13 protein-coding genes are annotated in these 15,660 nt (G+C 67.8%); all 13 read right to left on the bottom strand.

What is annotated here, in order from left to right; all coding sequences use genetic code 11:
* Position 1 precedes the first annotated feature (1 nt).
* The 13 genes from leuA to ACV7NN_RS00865 all read right to left on the bottom strand — a co-directional run bounded on the left by leuA (position 2) and on the right by ACV7NN_RS00865 (position 15,659).
* Positions 2-1,777 (bottom strand): 2-isopropylmalate synthase, encoded by a 1,776-nt coding sequence (gene leuA / locus ACV7NN_RS00925; protein ID WP_463347723.1) that lies wholly within the window; start codon positions 1,775-1,777, stop codon positions 2-4.
* Between the two features lie 140 nt (positions 1,778-1,917).
* Positions 1,918-4,449 carry a phosphatidylglycerol lysyltransferase domain-containing protein gene (locus tag ACV7NN_RS00920; protein ID WP_463347722.1) on the bottom strand — a complete coding sequence of 844 codons (2,532 nt, stop codon included), beginning with the start codon at positions 4,447-4,449 and terminating at the stop codon, positions 1,918-1,920.
* Positions 4,446-5,726, bottom strand: a complete 1,281-nt coding sequence (locus ACV7NN_RS00915; protein WP_463347721.1) for an alpha/beta hydrolase — start codon at positions 5,724-5,726, stop codon at positions 4,446-4,448. Before ACV7NN_RS00915 ends, ACV7NN_RS00920 begins: the two co-directional genes overlap by 4 nt.
* 252 nt (positions 5,727-5,978) lie before the next feature.
* Entirely contained in the window at positions 5,979-7,391 is a 1,413-nt protein-coding gene (locus tag ACV7NN_RS00910) for an ABC transporter permease (RefSeq protein WP_463347720.1), read from the bottom strand.
* Entirely contained in the window at positions 7,388-8,149 is a 762-nt protein-coding gene (locus ACV7NN_RS00905) for an ABC transporter ATP-binding protein (protein WP_463347719.1), read from the bottom strand. The genes ACV7NN_RS00910 and ACV7NN_RS00905 overlap by 4 nt, the downstream gene beginning before the upstream one ends.
* 65 nt (positions 8,150-8,214) lie before the next feature.
* Positions 8,215-8,898 carry a response regulator gene (locus ACV7NN_RS00900; protein ID WP_463347718.1) on the bottom strand — a complete coding sequence of 228 codons (684 nt, stop codon included), beginning with the start codon at positions 8,896-8,898 and terminating at the stop codon, positions 8,215-8,217.
* Positions 8,895-10,784, bottom strand: coding sequence for a sensor histidine kinase (locus tag ACV7NN_RS00895; RefSeq protein ID WP_463347717.1), 1,890 nt, complete (start codon positions 10,782-10,784; stop codon positions 8,895-8,897). Before ACV7NN_RS00895 ends, ACV7NN_RS00900 begins: the two co-directional genes overlap by 4 nt.
* A 19-nt stretch (positions 10,785-10,803) precedes the next feature.
* Positions 10,804-11,694, bottom strand: coding sequence for a GTPase Era (gene era / locus ACV7NN_RS00890; protein ID WP_463347716.1), 891 nt, complete (start codon positions 11,692-11,694; stop codon positions 10,804-10,806).
* Complete coding sequence (locus ACV7NN_RS00885; protein ID WP_463347715.1) at positions 11,691-12,989, bottom strand: hemolysin family protein; 1,299 nt, start codon at positions 12,987-12,989, stop codon at positions 11,691-11,693. The genes era and ACV7NN_RS00885 overlap by 4 nt, the downstream gene beginning before the upstream one ends.
* An 8-nt stretch (positions 12,990-12,997) precedes the next feature.
* Positions 12,998-13,459 carry an rRNA maturation RNase YbeY gene (gene ybeY / locus ACV7NN_RS00880; RefSeq protein ID WP_463347714.1) on the bottom strand — a complete coding sequence of 154 codons (462 nt, stop codon included), beginning with the start codon at positions 13,457-13,459 and terminating at the stop codon, positions 12,998-13,000.
* Positions 13,460-13,468: 9 nt separating this feature from the next.
* Entirely contained in the window at positions 13,469-14,479 is a 1,011-nt protein-coding gene (locus tag ACV7NN_RS00875) for a PhoH family protein (protein WP_463351207.1), read from the bottom strand.
* A gap of 58 nt (positions 14,480-14,537) precedes the next feature.
* On the bottom strand, positions 14,538-14,891 hold the full coding sequence (locus ACV7NN_RS00870; RefSeq protein WP_463347713.1) for a histidine triad nucleotide-binding protein: 354 nt from the start codon (positions 14,889-14,891) through the stop codon (positions 14,538-14,540).
* A gap of 39 nt (positions 14,892-14,930) precedes the next feature.
* A complete protein-coding gene (locus tag ACV7NN_RS00865) occupies positions 14,931-15,659 on the bottom strand; it encodes a 16S rRNA (uracil(1498)-N(3))-methyltransferase (protein ID WP_463347712.1) in 729 nt (242 codons plus the stop codon).
* Between the last annotated feature and the right edge of the window lies 1 nt (position 15,660).

Here is a 15,660-nt window from a genome sequence, read left to right as displayed (position 1 = left end):
GCTAGGCGTGGACCGGCTCGGAGTCGGCGAAGGCGGGCGTCTCGAAACGGACGGCCCGGTTCACCGCCGAGACGACGGCCTTGAGGGACGCGGTCGACGTGTCAGCGTCGATCCCGACGCCCCACAGGCGGCGGCCGTCGACCTCGAGCTCGACGTAGGCGGCCGCATACGCCGACTCGCTCGCCGACAGCGTGTGCTGCGAGTAGTCGTAGAGGTGCACGTCCACACCGCGGTGGTTGAGGATGTCGAGGAAGGCTGCGATAGGGCCGTTCCCGGTGCCGACCGCCTTGGCGACCGTGTCGCCGTCGCGCAGGGTCACGGTCAGCTCGACGCTTCCGCTCAGGTCGCTCGACGTGCTCATGCTCGCGAGCTCGAACCGGCCCCATTTGTTCACGGCATCATGGATCGGCGCCGGCAGGTACTCGTCCTGGAAGATCTCCCAGATCTGCTCGCTGGTGACTTCGCCGCCCTCCGCGTCGGTCTTCGCCTGCACGACCCCCGAGAACTCGATCTGCAGCTTGCGCGGCAGGTCGAGAGCGTGGTCGGTCTTGAGCAGGTAGGCGACGCCGCCCTTGCCGGACTGCGAATTGACGCGGATGACCGCCTCGTAGCTCCGGCCCAAGTCTTTCGGGTCGATGGGCAGGTAGGGAACGGCCCACAGCAACTCATCGACGCTCTTGCCCTGCGCATCGGCGTCGGCGGCCATCGCCTCGAAGCCCTTCTTGATCGCGTCCTGGTGCGATCCGCTGAAAGCTGTGAAGACCAGGTCGCCCGCCCACGGGCTGCGCTCGTGCACGGGCAGCTGGTTGCAGTGCTCAGCGGTGCGCTTCACCGCGTCGATGTCGCTGAAGTCGATCTGCGGGTCGATGCCCTGCGTGAACAGGTTGATCCCGAGGGCGACCAGGTCGACGTTGCCGGTACGCTCGCCGTTGCCGAACAGGCACCCTTCGATGCGGTCCGCGCCGGCCATGTAGCCCAGCTCCGCGGCTGCGATCGCGGTTCCGCGGTCGTTGTGCGGATGCAGGGACAGGATGACGTTCTCACGGTGCGCGAGACGACGCGACATCCACTCGATCGAGTCCGCGTACACGTTCGGCGTCGCCATCTCGACCGTGGACGGCAGATTGATGATGACCTTGCGCTCCGGGGTCGGTTCGAAGACCTCGAGCACCTGGTTGCAGATGTCGACGGCGAACTCGAGTTCCGTTCCGGTGTAGCTTTCGGGCGAGTACTCGTAGAAGATCGTGGTGCCCGGCACAATCGACTCCATCTCGCGGCAGATGCGCGCCCCGTGCAGGGCGATGTCGATGATCCCCTGCTTGTCGGTGCGGAACACCACGTCGCGCTGCAGCACGCTCGTCGAGTTGTAGAGATGGACGATGGCCTGCTTAGCGCCGACCAGCGACTCGTAGGTGCGCTTGATCAGGTGATCGCGTGCCTGTGTCAGGACTTGGATGGTCACATCGTCGGGGATCACGTCCTCTTCGATGAGGCTGCGCACGAAGTCGAAGTCGGTCTGGCTCGCGCTCGGGAAGCCGACCTCGATCTCCTTGTAGCCCATCCGGACCAGCAGGTCGAACATGATGCGCTTGCGTTCGGGACTCATCGGGTCGATGAGGGCCTGGTTGCCGTCGCGGAGGTCGACCGCGCACCAGCGCGGGGCTTTCGTGATCGTTGCATCCGGCCAGGTGCGGTCCGGCAGTTTCACCGCGAACTGCTGGTGATACGGCACGTACTTGTGGATCGGCATGGCGCTCGGCGCCTGATTGTTCTTCATGGTCTCTGTTCTCCTCGCGAATGGAATTGAGCCGACGACAGACTCCGCGACGAGTGAGGCCTCAGATTAGGACTCGTCGCGGCAGCTAAGGAGGAGCAGACCGTACACAAAGTCAACGGTACCACCTGCGGAGGCGTGCGTCATGCGCGGCCCCGCGCGAGGCTCGCGGCCTGGCCCACCGAAATGCCGGGAAGGTACGCCCTGACCAGCGCGACGCCGATCGCCGGGAGCGCGACCGGATCGGGAAAAGCCATGATCAGCGGATGGTACTCCGGCTGGAACTTGCGCTTGAACGCGAGCAGGGAGCGGAAGCCGTAGACCGGTTCCAGCGAGGCGCTGATGAAGCCGAGCACGCGATCCATCACCGACCGGTCGGCGTCGCCCGGGCGAGCCGTGTGTGCGAGCGGCGCGGCGGACAGGCTCATGGTCTCGACCCCGTCGTCGCGCATCCGGATGGCCGCCTCAGCGATCAGGAACTCCATGACTCCATTGATGCTGCCGGGGCGGCGGCGCATGAAGTCGAGCGTCCAGCCGACGACCTCGCCGTCCCGATAATGAGGCAGCCAGCTGGTCACGCCTTCGACCCGGCCGTCCTCGCCGATCGCGAGCATCAGCCGTACGTCAGGATCGTGGAGTTCGTCGAGTCCGCCGAGCGTGAAGCCCATTTCGGGAAGGTCCTTCTCAGCGATCCACTGCTCTGAGATCTCCGACAGCTGGTTGGCCGTCGCCAGCGGTAACTCGGAGTACGTCGTCCATTCCGCGCGGATCCCGGCGCGCTGCGCCCGGTTGATCGACGACCGGACGTCCTGCCACTTCTTGCCGGTCATGTCCCACTGCTGAGGGCGAAGCACCGTCTCCTCCGCCACGACCATCGTCTCCCAGCCCATCGATTGGAACCGGGCACGCGTGGCCGCGTCGATGCTGTAGAACACGGGCACCCACCCGTGGTCGTCGCAGAATCGCGCGAAGCGGCCGAGCGTGTCGTGGCCGGGCGCCGCACCGAACGGGCCGCCCGTCGTCAGTGCGATCCTCCCGATCACGCGGTAGGCGACCGCCACCTCGTCGACCGGGTCGAACCAGTAGGAGTTGCCGGGCCATGTCGACATGAACGAGATCGCGTCGCCGCCGCGCGTGAGCATCGTGCGCGCCCGCTCGACATCCCCGCCGCGGTTGCGGGTCGCGTCGTTGCGCATCACCGGGATGGCGGCGCCGATGACGATGAGCCAGAACAGCGTGCCGACATTGTGGTAGACGATGGTTCCGAGCGGCGAAGTGGGCAGGTAGCCCGCCGGTTCACGACGCAGGAAGCTGACCGGGATGAACCGCTCGAAGACATCGTTGAGCAGGTCGTCGACGCCGACCGGCCGGGTGAAGCCGGTCTCACGCAGCATCCAGCCCACAAGGACGTAGAGGCCGGCCAGCGCGACGCCGGCGACGAGGACCGTGAGGACGTACCGGCGCACGAGATGCGGTGAGGCCTGCACAGGAAAGTGACGTCGCAGAGCGATGAGGATGACGGCGATCGCGAGCGGGAGCACGGCGGAGACGGCGAGCTCGATCGTGAGCTCCGCGTAACGACCGGTGATCCGCGGGGAGGTCGCGCCCGGCAGCGGGAGCAGCCCGAAGTAGATCGCCGCCAGCGCCGACAACAGGAGGTTGACGGCGGCGGCGAGCCAGACACCGAACCGCCGCCCGCGCAGCAGCCCGTAAGCAGCTACGACCAGGACGAGGAGGGGAAGCACCGAGACGAGGATGGGGCCGAGCCCGTTGATCCGCTCCAGTGTGACGTCGCGCACGCACGCCTGAGTGACGGCGAACGCCTGGCAGCGGTCGACGACATCGCCGGGGGCGGGCACGTCGTTGCTGAAGAGGAGCCCGATCGGCGCGAGCGGCCCGAACCGCGACTTCGACAGGAGCGCGATCACCGGCCCGAACGCCGTGATCACGACCGTCGACGCAAGCAGCACCCGGACCTCATGGTGGGAGCTGCGGATCCAGGTGCGCGAGACGCGGCCGTCGTGGAGGAGCACACCGAGCCCGATGCCGGCGAGCACCGCCAGCAGACGGTACATGTCCGACGGCTGCCCGGAGTAGAGAAGGAACATCACCGAGACGAGCAGGGTGACGACGCGGATGCGACGGCGCCACAGGACACTCGCGAAGGCACTGGCCGTCGCTATCGTCCCTCCGATCGCGGTCAGCGGGTCCAGGGTCACGAATTCGATGACCCCGTGCGCCCACAGTTCGTTTCCGCGGGCTCCGAGCGCCTGCAGCCCGATCCCGGCGAAGGTGCCGACGACAGTGGTAGCTATGAAGGCGAGAGCTGTCCTCGCCGACCCGAGCAGACGTTCGGCCCAGCCGAGCAACAGGGCCGCAGCGACGAGAACCGTGAGCAGTTCGACGAGTCCGCCGGTGAAGAAGACGCTCGTGATGGGCGTCCACCAGCGGCCGTTCTCGACGACCGGTTCGAATCCGGTGCCGATCCAGGAGCGGGCACCGCCGGTCGGACCGTGCAGCGGGCCGGTCAGCAGCGCGAGCGTCAGGACGCTGAGGACGACCGCGGTGGTGAAGGGGCGGCCGATGACGGCGCGTGCCGCCCACGCAGCGGGGCCCTGCAGCCGCCGGAGGTCCGTCTCCCTTGTCGCCGCTTCGCGCGGTGCCGGCCCGGTCATGGGGCCAGCCCCAGATGCGGGAGGATCATCGGGATCCCGACCCGCAGCGCGTATCTCACGGTGTTCCAGTCGTGCGCCGTGCCTGGCGAGACGAGCGTCGCGGTGGTCACTCCGGCGCTCTTCGCCGAGCGCTCGAGGGCCTGCGCGAAGGCGGTGTAGCGGGCATCGTCCTGGCCGTACGCGAAGACGATCAGGCTGTTCCTGAAGGGTGCGTGCGCCGCGAACAACGATCTCGGCTGCGCCGCCTCGGCCTTGGCTGCCGATCCACCGAAGCCCTTCTGGACGGTGTCGTGTCCCACCGTGGGGCCGAGTTCGCTCGAGATGGCGAGCGCAGTGCCGAAGATGTTCGGGTGACCGGCGGCGAACTGGACCGTGCAGGTTCCGCCCTGCGAGAATCCGCTGATCCCCCACGCGTTGGGTGTCGTGATCACACGGAAATGGGCTTTGATCCAGTGCACCACGTCGGTCAGGATGTACGTCGCCGAGTTGCCCAGCGGCCCGTCGACGCACATCGGGTTGTGCTCGGGGTTGCTCAGCTGGTCGACTTCGACGACGATCGGGGCTATCCCTCTGTGCGCTGCAGCGTAGGTGTCCATGATCGTGCCCAAGTGACCGGCGGTGAACATGTCGGAGGGCTGGCCGGGCTGACCGGCCATCGTGAGCAGGACCGGCAACGCGGGCGGGTTGGCCGCAAGGGCGGCGGGCGGCAGGTAGATGGTCGCCGGCCTGGCCGGGAAGTTGGAGACGGTCGGCGGGATCTCTACGGACGAGATCCGCCCGGTCTTCGCCAGTTTCGCCGGCGGCGTCCACGAGGCGAGGGTCGGTATCGACGACGTGTGCAGCGGGTGGCTCACCCGACCCACGCTGATCACCTTGTACGGGTTGACACCCACGGCGTCGTTGAGGTTGCGGTAGGCGCCGAAATCCGCGTTGATCCCTGCCGCAGCGGTGATCACGAGGACCGGCACAGCCGCCACTGCGATGACCTTGCGCCACCAGCGGGCGCCCCAGAGGTTGACGACGACGAGAGCTATCCCCGCGAAGGCGAGCGCTACCCACATCCGGGTGATGGCGCTCAGGTCGACGCCGAAGAAGTCGATCTCGTCAACGAGGACCCAGCAGACCACAAGCCCCAGGACGGCGCCCGCGGCCACGGCGATGAGCGTGGTCGCAATCAAGCGGATCGTCGGCCTGCGTACCAGCAGATAGACGACGAACGCCGCCGCGACGAGGTCGATCGTCGTCAGGAAGGGTCGCTGATCGATCCGTAGCGTCATGATCCAGTGCAGGCCCAACCGATGTTCCTTCCTCGTAGTGCGAACTCATTATCGGCCTTGCAGCTGATGGCAAGCCGCTGCATAAGGCGCGCCCAGCCAACTCCAAGCAAACAAGAATCCACGCGGAAGAAAGCGCGACCTGGACGCGCGGAGCACGGGCGGAATCCCGCGGATTTCCGGGACTTTCATGAACCCGACCGAGACCCGCCGAACCCCCTTCGGCGAGCCCCGGTCAGGAGTCTGCGAAACCCTTCAGTCGATGGCGAGCGCAACGACCGGCGACACCCCGGTCGCCCGGCGGGTCGGCGCGACGGATGCGACGACAGCGAGCCCGGCGGCACCGGCGGCGGCACCCACGAGCAGCTCCCACGGGACGACGGGGGGCACGAATCCGCCACCCGGAATCGAGCCGAGAAGCGACTGGGCGCCGGCCCACCCGTAGACGACGCCCAGAACGAGTCCGGCGATGACCGCGGCGATCGTCAGCTGGGCGCTCTCAGAGAGGATCAGCCTGCGCACCTGGCCGGAGCTGAAGCCGAGCGCCCGGAGCAACCCCAGCTCCCTCGTGCGTTGGAGCACGCTGAGCGACAGGTTGTTGACGACTCCGATCGCGGCGATCACTGCGGAGAAGCCGACGAGCACCGAGAAGACGATCATCGTCACCGACAGGACGCTGTCGACGCCCTGGTAGAGCTGGGGATCGCTCTGCGCTGCACGGGCGATCATCTGCTGGTACGACGAAGCGGCGACGACGAACATCGTGATGAGGGTCACCCCGATCACGAGGCCGATGGTCGTCCGCGTGCTCCGCTCGGGGTTGCGCACGGCGTTCGCCGCGGCCAGGCGCGCCGGCGCCGAACGGCCGAACAGCAACCCGACGCCGCGCAGGACCGACGGCATGAACAGGTGTGCGGCCAGCACGAGACCGGTGAACGAGAGGACACCGCCCACCAGGCCGACGAGCACGCCCAGTGAGCTGACGATCCCGAGCGCGACGCCTCCGGCGAGGAGCACGAACCCGATGCCGATCAGGACGAACGCCACACCGTTGCGAACGGGCTTGCGGCGGAGCTCGTCGCCCGTCGGCTCCTGGGCGGCTCCGATCGCCTGGATCGCGGTCACCGAGAGAACGCGCCGGCTGCCCACCCACGACGCGAGCCACGTCGTGAGCACGACCACGACGACGGGCAGGAAGTAGGCAGGCTCGATGAGCGGATACGCGAGGTCGGGCAGGGTGCCGAGCGCAACGAAGAGACGCACGGCGACGATCGTGAGGGTGACACCGATCACCGCTCCCCCGATCGCTCCGATGACGCCGACCACGAGCCCTTCGCCTGCCACCGCGCGCCGCTGGGCCCGGGAGCTCGATCCGATGAGACGCAGGAGCGCGATGGTGCGCGTGCGTCCGGCCACGATCGTCGCGAACGTGTTCGTCGTCACGATCGCTCCGACGTACACCGCGATGACGATGAAGACGCCGGCCACGATCGACAGTGCGGCCTGCACGGCGCCGTGCCGCCCGACCTCGTCCTTCGATACGTACGCTGCAAGGACCCCGGTCGCAGCGAGGAGCATCACCCCGAAGGCGGAGCTCAGGGCCGAGACCAGGATGCTCGCCCTGTGTTCGCGCGCGTTCGTGCGCACCGCGGTCATCGCGCCGCTCATGCCCGCTGCTCCATGCCGAGCATGTACGCCGAGATCTCTTCCGGCGTCGAGCGTGTCCGCTCATCGGCGACGCGACCGTCGGCGAGGAAGACGATCCGGTCTGCGTAACTCGCGGCGATGGGGTCGTGCGTGACCATCGCGATGCTCTGCCCGTAGCTGACACTGGCGGCGGCGAGCAGCGCGAGCACCTCCCGGCCGGTGCGGGAGTCGAGGTTGCCGGTGGGTTCGTCCGCGAAGATGAGGTCGGGCCGGGTTCCGAGCGCTCGCGCGATCGCCACGCGCTGCTGCTGCCCGCCGGAGAGCTCGTGCGGCCTGTGCGTGAGCCGATCGCCGAGGCCGAGCGAGTCGATCAGGTGGTCGATCCAGGCCCGTTCCTCGGCGGTCGGCTTCCGGCCGTCGAGCTCGAACGGCAGCAGGATGTTCCCGGAGACGTCGAGGGTCGGAACGAGGTTGAACGACTGGAACACGAAACCGACGCGACGCCTGCGCAGAACAGTGAGCTGCGCATCCCCCAGCGCCGTGATCTCCGTGTCGCCCAGCCACACGCGCCCCCCGCTCACCGTGTCGAGGCCTGCCATCACGTGCATCAACGTCGACTTGCCCGACCCGCTCGGGCCCATGATCGCGGTGAATTCGCCCGCGCGGATTCCGATCGAGACGTCGTCGAGCGCGTGGACGCTGCCTGCGCCGGCTCCGTACGATTTGGTGGCGTTCGCGACGCGCGCGACGAGGCCGGTTTCGGTGGTGTCGATGTCCATGCTCCGACGGTACGGTCGCGGGGCCGCAGACCGAATCGGGCGCAGGGGCGACACCGCCTACATCGTCAGGATGATTCCCACGAGTTCAGCCCGTGCTCGAAGGCGAACACGACGAGCTGGACGCGGTCGCGCAGGCCGAGCTTTCCGAGGATCCGGCTGATGTGCGTCTTGACGGTCGCCTCGCTCAGGTATTCGGATGACGCGATCTCGGAATTGCTCAGGCCCCGCGCCGCGAGGATGAAGATCTCGCGCTCCCGTGCGGTCAGGGAGCCGAAGGACTCCGGCCGGCGTTTCGACGGTTGTGCCGCCGAGAAGAACTGGAAGAGCTCGCGCGTGGCACCCGCGGCGATCACAGCGCTGCCCGCATGCACCGTGCGGATCGCGGCCAGGAGGAACTCGGGCTCCGCATCCTTGAGAACGAAGCCGCTCGCCCCCACCCGGATGGCGCGGGCGGCCGCTTCATCGAGATCGAAGGTCGTGAGCACGATGATCCTGGGCGGTGGAAAGCCGTCGTGCTCGGCCGCCTCGATGATCGCGGACGTGGACGCGATGCCATCCATCACGGGCATCCGGATGTCCATGAGAACGACGTCGGGGCGCGCATCCCGAACGAGGCCCACACCTTCGCGCCCGTTGGCCGCCTCGCCGGCGAACGCGAGATCGGGCTGCGAGGATACGAGCATCCGGATGCCTGCCCGGAACAGTGCCTGGTCGTCGACGAGTGCCACGCGGATGCGCTCCCCGGTCATGCGGCCCCTCCCTGGCGCACGGCCGACGGCATCGGCAGGAACGCCGTGACCACGAAGCGGTCGCCCCGCGGCTCGGCCGTCAGCCAACCGCCGGAGAGGACAGCCCGTTCGCGCATCCCGGGAAGCCCGTGGCCGACACGCTGCGGGTGAAGGTCCACTGTCTCTGGGTCGCCCACTGCATTCGTCACCGTGATCGTCACTCCGTTCGGTTCGCCGACCAGGTCGACGGTCGCAGTCCTGCTGGTGTCGCCATGCCGCAGGGCGTTCGTCAGCGCCTCCTGCACGATGCGGTAGACGGCGATCTGGTGGGCGGACCCGAGTGGCACCTCATCGCCTGTCCGGTTGAACTCGACCGGGAGCCCGGAGGCGCGCAGCTGGTCGATGAGACGGTCCAGGTCGGCGAGGCTCGGCTGCGGACCCTCGCCCTCCGCGTGCCGCAGCTCGCCGAGGAGGAGGCGCACGTCGCCGAGAGCTTCGCGTGCGGTTGCCGCAATGGTCGTCAGGGCCTCATCGACCGCATCCGGGTCGGTAGCTCGTGCGTATCGCGCGCCGTCGGCCTGGGCGATGACCACCGCGAGCGAGTGCGCGACCACGTCGTGCATGTCGCGGGCGATCCGCGTGCGCTCCTGCTCGACGACCACGTCCTCCTGGGCGCGCAGTCGCTCGACCTCGGCCTGCGCTTGCGCGCGCCTGCTCGCGATGGATGCGCGCCACGTGCGCACCAGGAGACCGAGCACCCACGAGAGCCCGAGGACGGTCGCGGAGACGACGAACAGGAAGGCGAATTGGAGCGCCAGTGCGGCGATCCGGCCGGAGACCAGGTTGAAATAGCCGGTCTCCAGAGCCGAACTGACCGAAAGATACAACGCGGCGACCACGGCCCCCACACCGGCCGAGACGAGGCCGGCCCAGCGGACGATTCGATCGCCGTACGCGGCAGTCGCATAGAGGACGATGAGCACGCCGACATCGCTGAACTGGACGCCGAGACCCGCGGTCATCTGGACGATCGCTGCGATCCAGGCGACGGCGAGGGCGACGGCGGGAGAGATCCGGCGGAGCGCCACCGCGACAGTGAATCCGACCGTGACCAGGATCCAGGGTCTCGGGCTGCTGCCGCCCGCGACAGCGCACCCGAGTGCGAAGACGACCGCGATCGACACATCGGCGAGCAGTTGCCGGCTCGTCAGGCGACGAACGAGCATCCCTGAATCCGGGCCGGGCGCGCCCACCGGCGCACCGCCGGACTGCGCGAGCCAGACCAGCACCGAGGCGCCGCCCGTCTGTGTACTCACCCGCTGCCGCGCGACCAAGTATCCGACGAACCACCCGATGGAGAGGCCCGCGGTGAGCACCAGCCAGAGAAGAAGGACGGTGACACCGTCGCTCGCATAGATCCCTCCGATCGAGGGACCGAAATGCGGGAAAGCGATCGAGTTCCTCCTGCCGAGCACGATCGCACCGCCGAAACCGAGCAGCGGGGCGCTGGCGAAGGCCAGCCAGAGGACTACGCGCCTGCCGTGCGCCGCGACGCCGAAGAGCGTCAGCAACACCGCGCTGTAGGCGATCCATCCGGAAGCCGAAGCAACGACCGAGGACCCGACCAGCGAGATCAGGGCTGCGCACCACGTCAGCGCCAGCGCCACCCCGGGCGCGATCCGCGAGAGCGCCACAGCACCGCAGAAGAAGGAGACGGCGACGGCGCTCTGGACCTCCGTCACCGAGCCGAAGAGGAGCCAGGACAGGAGCAGAACGACCGCCACGGCTGGCTCCAGCACCCAGCGCAAGGCCACGAAACGGTCGAACATCCCTCCACCGTACGGCGCGCCGGAGGCGTCCGTCGCGGCATTCGCCTTCTTCGGCCCCGTCGAGGCGTTCGAATTCATCCTCGAGATGTACGTTCCGTCAGAATCCGAGGCGACCGAGCTGTTTCGGGTCGCGCTGCCAGTCCTTGGCCACCTTGACGCGGATCGACAGGAACACGTGCTGTCCGACCAGCTTCTCGATCGCCGGCCTGGCCTGGGCTCCGATGTCGCGGATGCGGCTGCCGCCCTTGCCGATGATGATCGCCTTCTGGCTGTCACGCTCGACGAACAGGTTGGCGTACACCTCGACGAGGTCCTTGTCGTCCCGTTCGACGATGTCGTCGATGGTCACCGCGAGCGAGTGGGGAAGCTCGTCGTCGACGCCTTCGAGGACGGCTTCGCGGATGTACTCGGCGATGCGGTCTTCGAGACCCTCGTCGGTGATCGCGTCGTCGGGATAGAGCGGCGGCGACAGCGGCAGCAGGCGTACGAGCTCACTCGTCAGCGTGTCCAGCTGGATGCGGCTGGTCGCCGAGATCGGCACGATCGCCTCCCAGTCGCGCAATGCAGAGATCGCAAGGAGCTGCTCGGCCGTCGCGGTCCGGCTTGCGGCGTCGATCTTCGTCACGATGGCGATCTTCTTCGCCCGCGGGTACTCGTCCAGCTGCTCGTTGATGAAACGGTCACCGGGCCCGATCTTCTCATTCGCCGGCACGCACATGCCGATGACGTCGACATCGCCGAGGGTCGACTGCACGAGCGAGTTGAGACGCTCGCCGAGCAGGGTTCGCGGCCGGTGGATGCCCGGTGTGTCGACCAGGATCAGCTGCCCGTTCTTCTGGTGCACTATCCCCCGGATCGCGCGACGGGTCGTCTGCGGCTTGGAGCTGGTGATGGCGACCTTCTCGCCGACGAGCGCGTTGGTGAGCGTCGACTTGCCGACGTTGGGCCGTCCGACGAAGGAGACGAAGCCGGCGTGGTAGTCGTTCATGGTTCGTTCTCCTTCAGAAGCGCATCCTGCGCGTTGATCAGTGCGGCGTCGCGTTCGACGAGCACGGTGCTGAGACGTTTGCGCCGGCCCTCTGTGCGGTCGGCCGTGAAGTGAAGTCCGCTCGTCGTCACCACGGATCCCGGCCCCGGCAGCCGGCCGAGCGCTTTGGCGAACAGCCCGCCGACGGTGTCCACATCCTCGTCGTCGAGTTCGAGCCCGAAGAGTTCGCCGAGCTCGTCGACCGGGAGGCGCGCGCTGACCCGGTACCGCCCCTCTCCGACCACCTCGACGAGCTCGACTTCGCGGTCGTATTCGTCGGAGATGTCACCGACCAGTTCCTCGATGAGGTCCTCCAGCGTCACGAGGCCCGCTATTCCGCCGTACTCGTCCACCACCATCGCGAGATGGTTGGATTCGAGCTGCATCTGCCGCAGCAGCTGGTCGGCCTTCTTCGACTCGGGCACGAAGAGCGCGGGGCGCGCGAGGTCCCCCATCGTCACCTCGTCGACACCGAGCGGACTCTCGAAGCTGAGCTTCGCCACATCGCGCAGGTAGAGCACGCCGACGACCTCGTCGGGGTCGCCGTCGATGACCGGCACCCGCGACACGCCCTTGCTGAGGAAGAGCCCCATCGCCGTGCCGAGTCCGGCGGCGGTGTCGATGGTGACCATGTCGGTGCGCGGGATCATCACCTCGCGCACGACCGTCTCGTTGAACTCGAAGATCGAATGGATGAGCTCACGATCGTCCTCCTCGAGAACGTCGAGCTCCGTCGCCTCGTCGACGATGCTGAGGAGCTGCTCCTCCGACGCGACCGTGGCCGACCTCGCCCGGCCGGGCGTCACGCGATTGCCGAGTGCGACGAGTCCGTTCGCGATCGGCCCCAGCAGCACGCGGATGAAGTGAACGAGCGGAGCGGTGAGCCGGAGCAGAACCTTCGAATTGGCGCGGCCGACACTGCGCGGGCTGGCGCCGACCAGCACGAAGGAGACGCCCGTCATGATGAGCGCGGCGAGCAGCAGGGTGAGCCACCACTGCTCGAAGATCATCGAGAACGCGAGGGTCACCAGGACCGCCGCCGTGGTCTCGGCGATGATCCGCATGAAGTTGATGGCGTTGAAGTGTGCGCCAGGGTCCGCCGCGATCGCGAGGAGCGACCGCCTCGACCGCGAACCCTCCGCCAGATCAGCGATGTCCGCTCGCGATTGCACCGAGATGGCCGCGTCGACCGCAGCCATGAGGCCACCGAACGCCACGAGCAGGAAGGCGACGATGAAGAAGACAGCGACGAGCATCCGCGCCCCTATCGTCGTCGTTCGTGCATGGAGAAGCCGATGAGGATGTCGCGCTGGATGCCGAACATCTCCTTCTCCTCCTCCGGCTCCGCGTGATCGAATCCGAGCAGGTGCAGGATGCCGTGCGTCGTGAGCAGCAGGAGTTCGTCCATCATGCTGTGGCCGGCAGTCTCCGCCTGGGCCTGGGCCACCTGCGGGCAGAGCACGATGTCGCCGAGGAGCCCGGCCGGAGTGGGCTGGTCTTCCGTGCCGGGTCGCAGCTCGTCCATCGGAAAACTGAGCACGTCCGTGGGTCCCGGCTCGTCCATCCACTGCACGTGGAGCTGTTCCATGGCCGCCTCGTCGACCAGCACGATCGCGAGCTCCGCATCCGGATGGACGTGCATCGCGTCGAGCGCGTACGCGGACAGGCGCTGCAGCGCGGCCTCGTCGACCGGGATCGCGGATTCGTTGTTGACTTCGATGCTCACGCTGGGCCCTTATCGTCTCTTCGGCAGGCGGTCGCGGGGAATGCCCGAACGGCGCTCCGCACGGTTGGCGAACTCCGCCGCCTGCTCTCGTTCGTAGTGAAGCGCCTGCTTCTGCTCGTCGTAGACCGTGTAGGCGTCGACGATGCGTCCGACGAGCGTGTGGCGCACGACGTCGTCACTGGTGAGTCGGGAGAAGTGGATGTCGTCGATGTCCTTCAGCACGCGGGTCACGAGCCGCAGCCCGCTCGCCGCCGTGGGCAGGTCGATCTGGGTGATGTCGCCCGTCACGACCATGCGCGAACCGAACCCGAGCCGGGTGAGGAACATCTTCATCTGCTCGGGCGTGGTGTTCTGCGCCTCGTCGAGGATGATGAACGAGTCGTTCAGGGTGCGTCCGCGCATGTAGGCGAGCGGGGCCACCTCGATGGTCCCAGCGGCGAGCAGTTTCGGCACCAGTTCCGGGTCCATCATCTCGTTCAGCGCGTCGTATAGCGGCCGCAGGTACGGGTCGATCTTGTCGGTGAGGGTACCGGGCAGGTAGCCCAGCCGCTCGCCGGCCTCGACCGCCGGACGGGTCAGGATGATGCGGCTGACCTCTTTGCGCTGCAGCGCCTGAACGGCCTTCGCCATCGCGAGGTAGGTCTTGCCGGTGCCCGCGGGGCCGATACCGAAGACGATCGTGTTGTGGTCGATCGCATCGACGTACTGCTTCTGCCCGAGCGTCTTCGGCCGGATGCTCTTGCCGCGTGCAGTAAGGATGGCCTGGCTCAGCACATCCGCGGGACTGAGGTTGAGGTCGGAGCTCAGCATCTTGGCCGAACTCGTGACCTCGGCCGGGCTGATCTCCTGGCCGTTCTTCACCATGACGAGTAGTTCCTCCATGAGTCGTCGGGCGGCGTCGACCTGCGCCGGGTCGCCGGAAAGGGTGATCTCGTTGCCGCGCACGTGCACGCTGACCATCGGGTACTGGCGCTCGATCGTCGTCAGCAATCGGTCCTGGGGGCCGAGAAGGCGCACCATGGCGACACCGTCGATGTGCAGGCGCGCTTCGGCCTGGCCTTCGGGGGACGGGTAGTCGCTACTGGGCAAGGGTTCCTTCCTCGAGCTGTCCGCCGAGCACGTGTGCGTGAACGTGGAAGATCGTCTGGCCGGCGGTGGCACCGGTGTTGAACACCAGCCGGAACTCGCCGTTGCTGTGCTGTTCGGCGAGCGTGTTCGCCGTCGCGACCAACTCTGCGAGAAGGTCAGGGTCGCTCGCGGCGAGCTCGACCACATCGCGGTACCGCTCGGTCTTGGGAACGACGAGCAGATGGACCGGCGCCTTGGGTGCGATGTCGCGGAACGCGATGATGCGCTCGCTGTCGAACACGACGTCGGCCGGGATCTCGCCCGCGATGATGCGCGTGAAGATCGAACGCTCGTCCGTTGCCATAGGTCTATCTTAAGGGTTTCGCGCCAGCGATCGGAGGGATCACCAGCGCCCGAGCGCGGCGTTCAGTACGGCGATCGATGCGGGACCGGCGGTCGAGGTCCGCAGCACGGTCTCGCCGAGACGCACGAGTTCGGCCCCGGCCTCGGCGAACCGGTGCAGCTCGGCGTCCGACAGGCCGCCCTCCGGCCCGACGACGACGACGATGTCCCGGCCGTCCGGTCGGATCGCCGTGAGCGGAGTCTCCGCCGTCGGCTCGAGGACGAGCATCCGCGCTGTCGACGCCAGCGCAGGGAGCTGCTTCGACGTCAGCAGTGAGCCCACCTCGGGCAGCCAGGGGCGGATGGACTGCTTGGCCGCCTCGCGCGCGATCGCGTTCCAGCGGTCGCGGCCCTTCGCCACCTTGGGTCCGTCCCACCGCGAGACCGAGCGGTCCGCGGCCCACGGGATCACCGCGTCGATGCCGAGCTCGGTCGAGGCCTGCACGGCCAGTTCGTCGCGGTCGCCCTTCGCCAGCGCCTGGGCAAGCGTGACCAGCGGGGTCGGCCGACCGACCTGCTCGACCGACTGCACCTCGATCGTCAGCTCGAATGGGGTCGCCGCGATCACCGGTCCGGTCGCCGTCAACCCGCGACCGTTCCCGATCGCAACCACCTCTCCCGGCCGCGTGCGGTTCACCGTCGCCGCGTGCTTCGCCTCGGCGCCGACGATCGAGAGCCGCTCGCCGGCCGACGTCGACACGAGGTCTTCGCGTAGGTAGAGGGAGCTCACA

The sequence above is a fragment of the Leifsonia sp. Ger2509 genome (assembly GCF_055231915.1).
The sequence above is the reverse complement of the archived record's forward strand: the minus strand, read 5'-3'. Positions and strand labels throughout refer to the sequence as shown.

What these genes read in the sequence shown, in the direction of transcription:
- leuA (WP_463347723.1), bottom strand. Translation starts at nt 1,777, where the DNA reads ATGAAGAACAATCAGGCGCCGAGCGCCATGCCGATCCACAAGTACGTG.
- ACV7NN_RS00920 (WP_463347722.1), bottom strand. Translation starts at nt 4,449, where the DNA reads ATGACCGGGCCGGCACCGCGCGAAGCGGCGACAAGGGAGACGGACCTC.
- ACV7NN_RS00915 (WP_463347721.1), bottom strand. Translation starts at nt 5,726, where the DNA reads ATGACGCTACGGATCGATCAGCGACCCTTCCTGACGACGATCGACCTC.
- ACV7NN_RS00910 (WP_463347720.1), bottom strand. Translation starts at nt 7,391, where the DNA reads ATGAGCGGCGCGATGACCGCGGTGCGCACGAACGCGCGCGAACACAGG.
- ACV7NN_RS00905 (WP_463347719.1), bottom strand. Translation starts at nt 8,149, where the DNA reads ATGGACATCGACACCACCGAAACCGGCCTCGTCGCGCGCGTCGCGAAC.
- ACV7NN_RS00900 (WP_463347718.1), bottom strand. Translation starts at nt 8,898, where the DNA reads ATGACCGGGGAGCGCATCCGCGTGGCACTCGTCGACGACCAGGCACTG.
- ACV7NN_RS00895 (WP_463347717.1), bottom strand. Translation starts at nt 10,784, where the DNA reads ATGAATTCGAACGCCTCGACGGGGCCGAAGAAGGCGAATGCCGCGACG.
- era (WP_463347716.1), bottom strand. Translation starts at nt 11,694, where the DNA reads ATGAACGACTACCACGCCGGCTTCGTCTCCTTCGTCGGACGGCCCAAC.
- ACV7NN_RS00885 (WP_463347715.1), bottom strand. Translation starts at nt 12,989, where the DNA reads ATGCTCGTCGCTGTCTTCTTCATCGTCGCCTTCCTGCTCGTGGCGTTC.
- ACV7NN_RS00875 (WP_463351207.1), bottom strand. Translation starts at nt 14,479, where the DNA reads ATGGTGCGCCTTCTCGGCCCCCAGGACCGATTGCTGACGACGATCGAG.
- ACV7NN_RS00870 (WP_463347713.1), bottom strand. Translation starts at nt 14,891, where the DNA reads ATGGCAACGGACGAGCGTTCGATCTTCACGCGCATCATCGCGGGCGAG.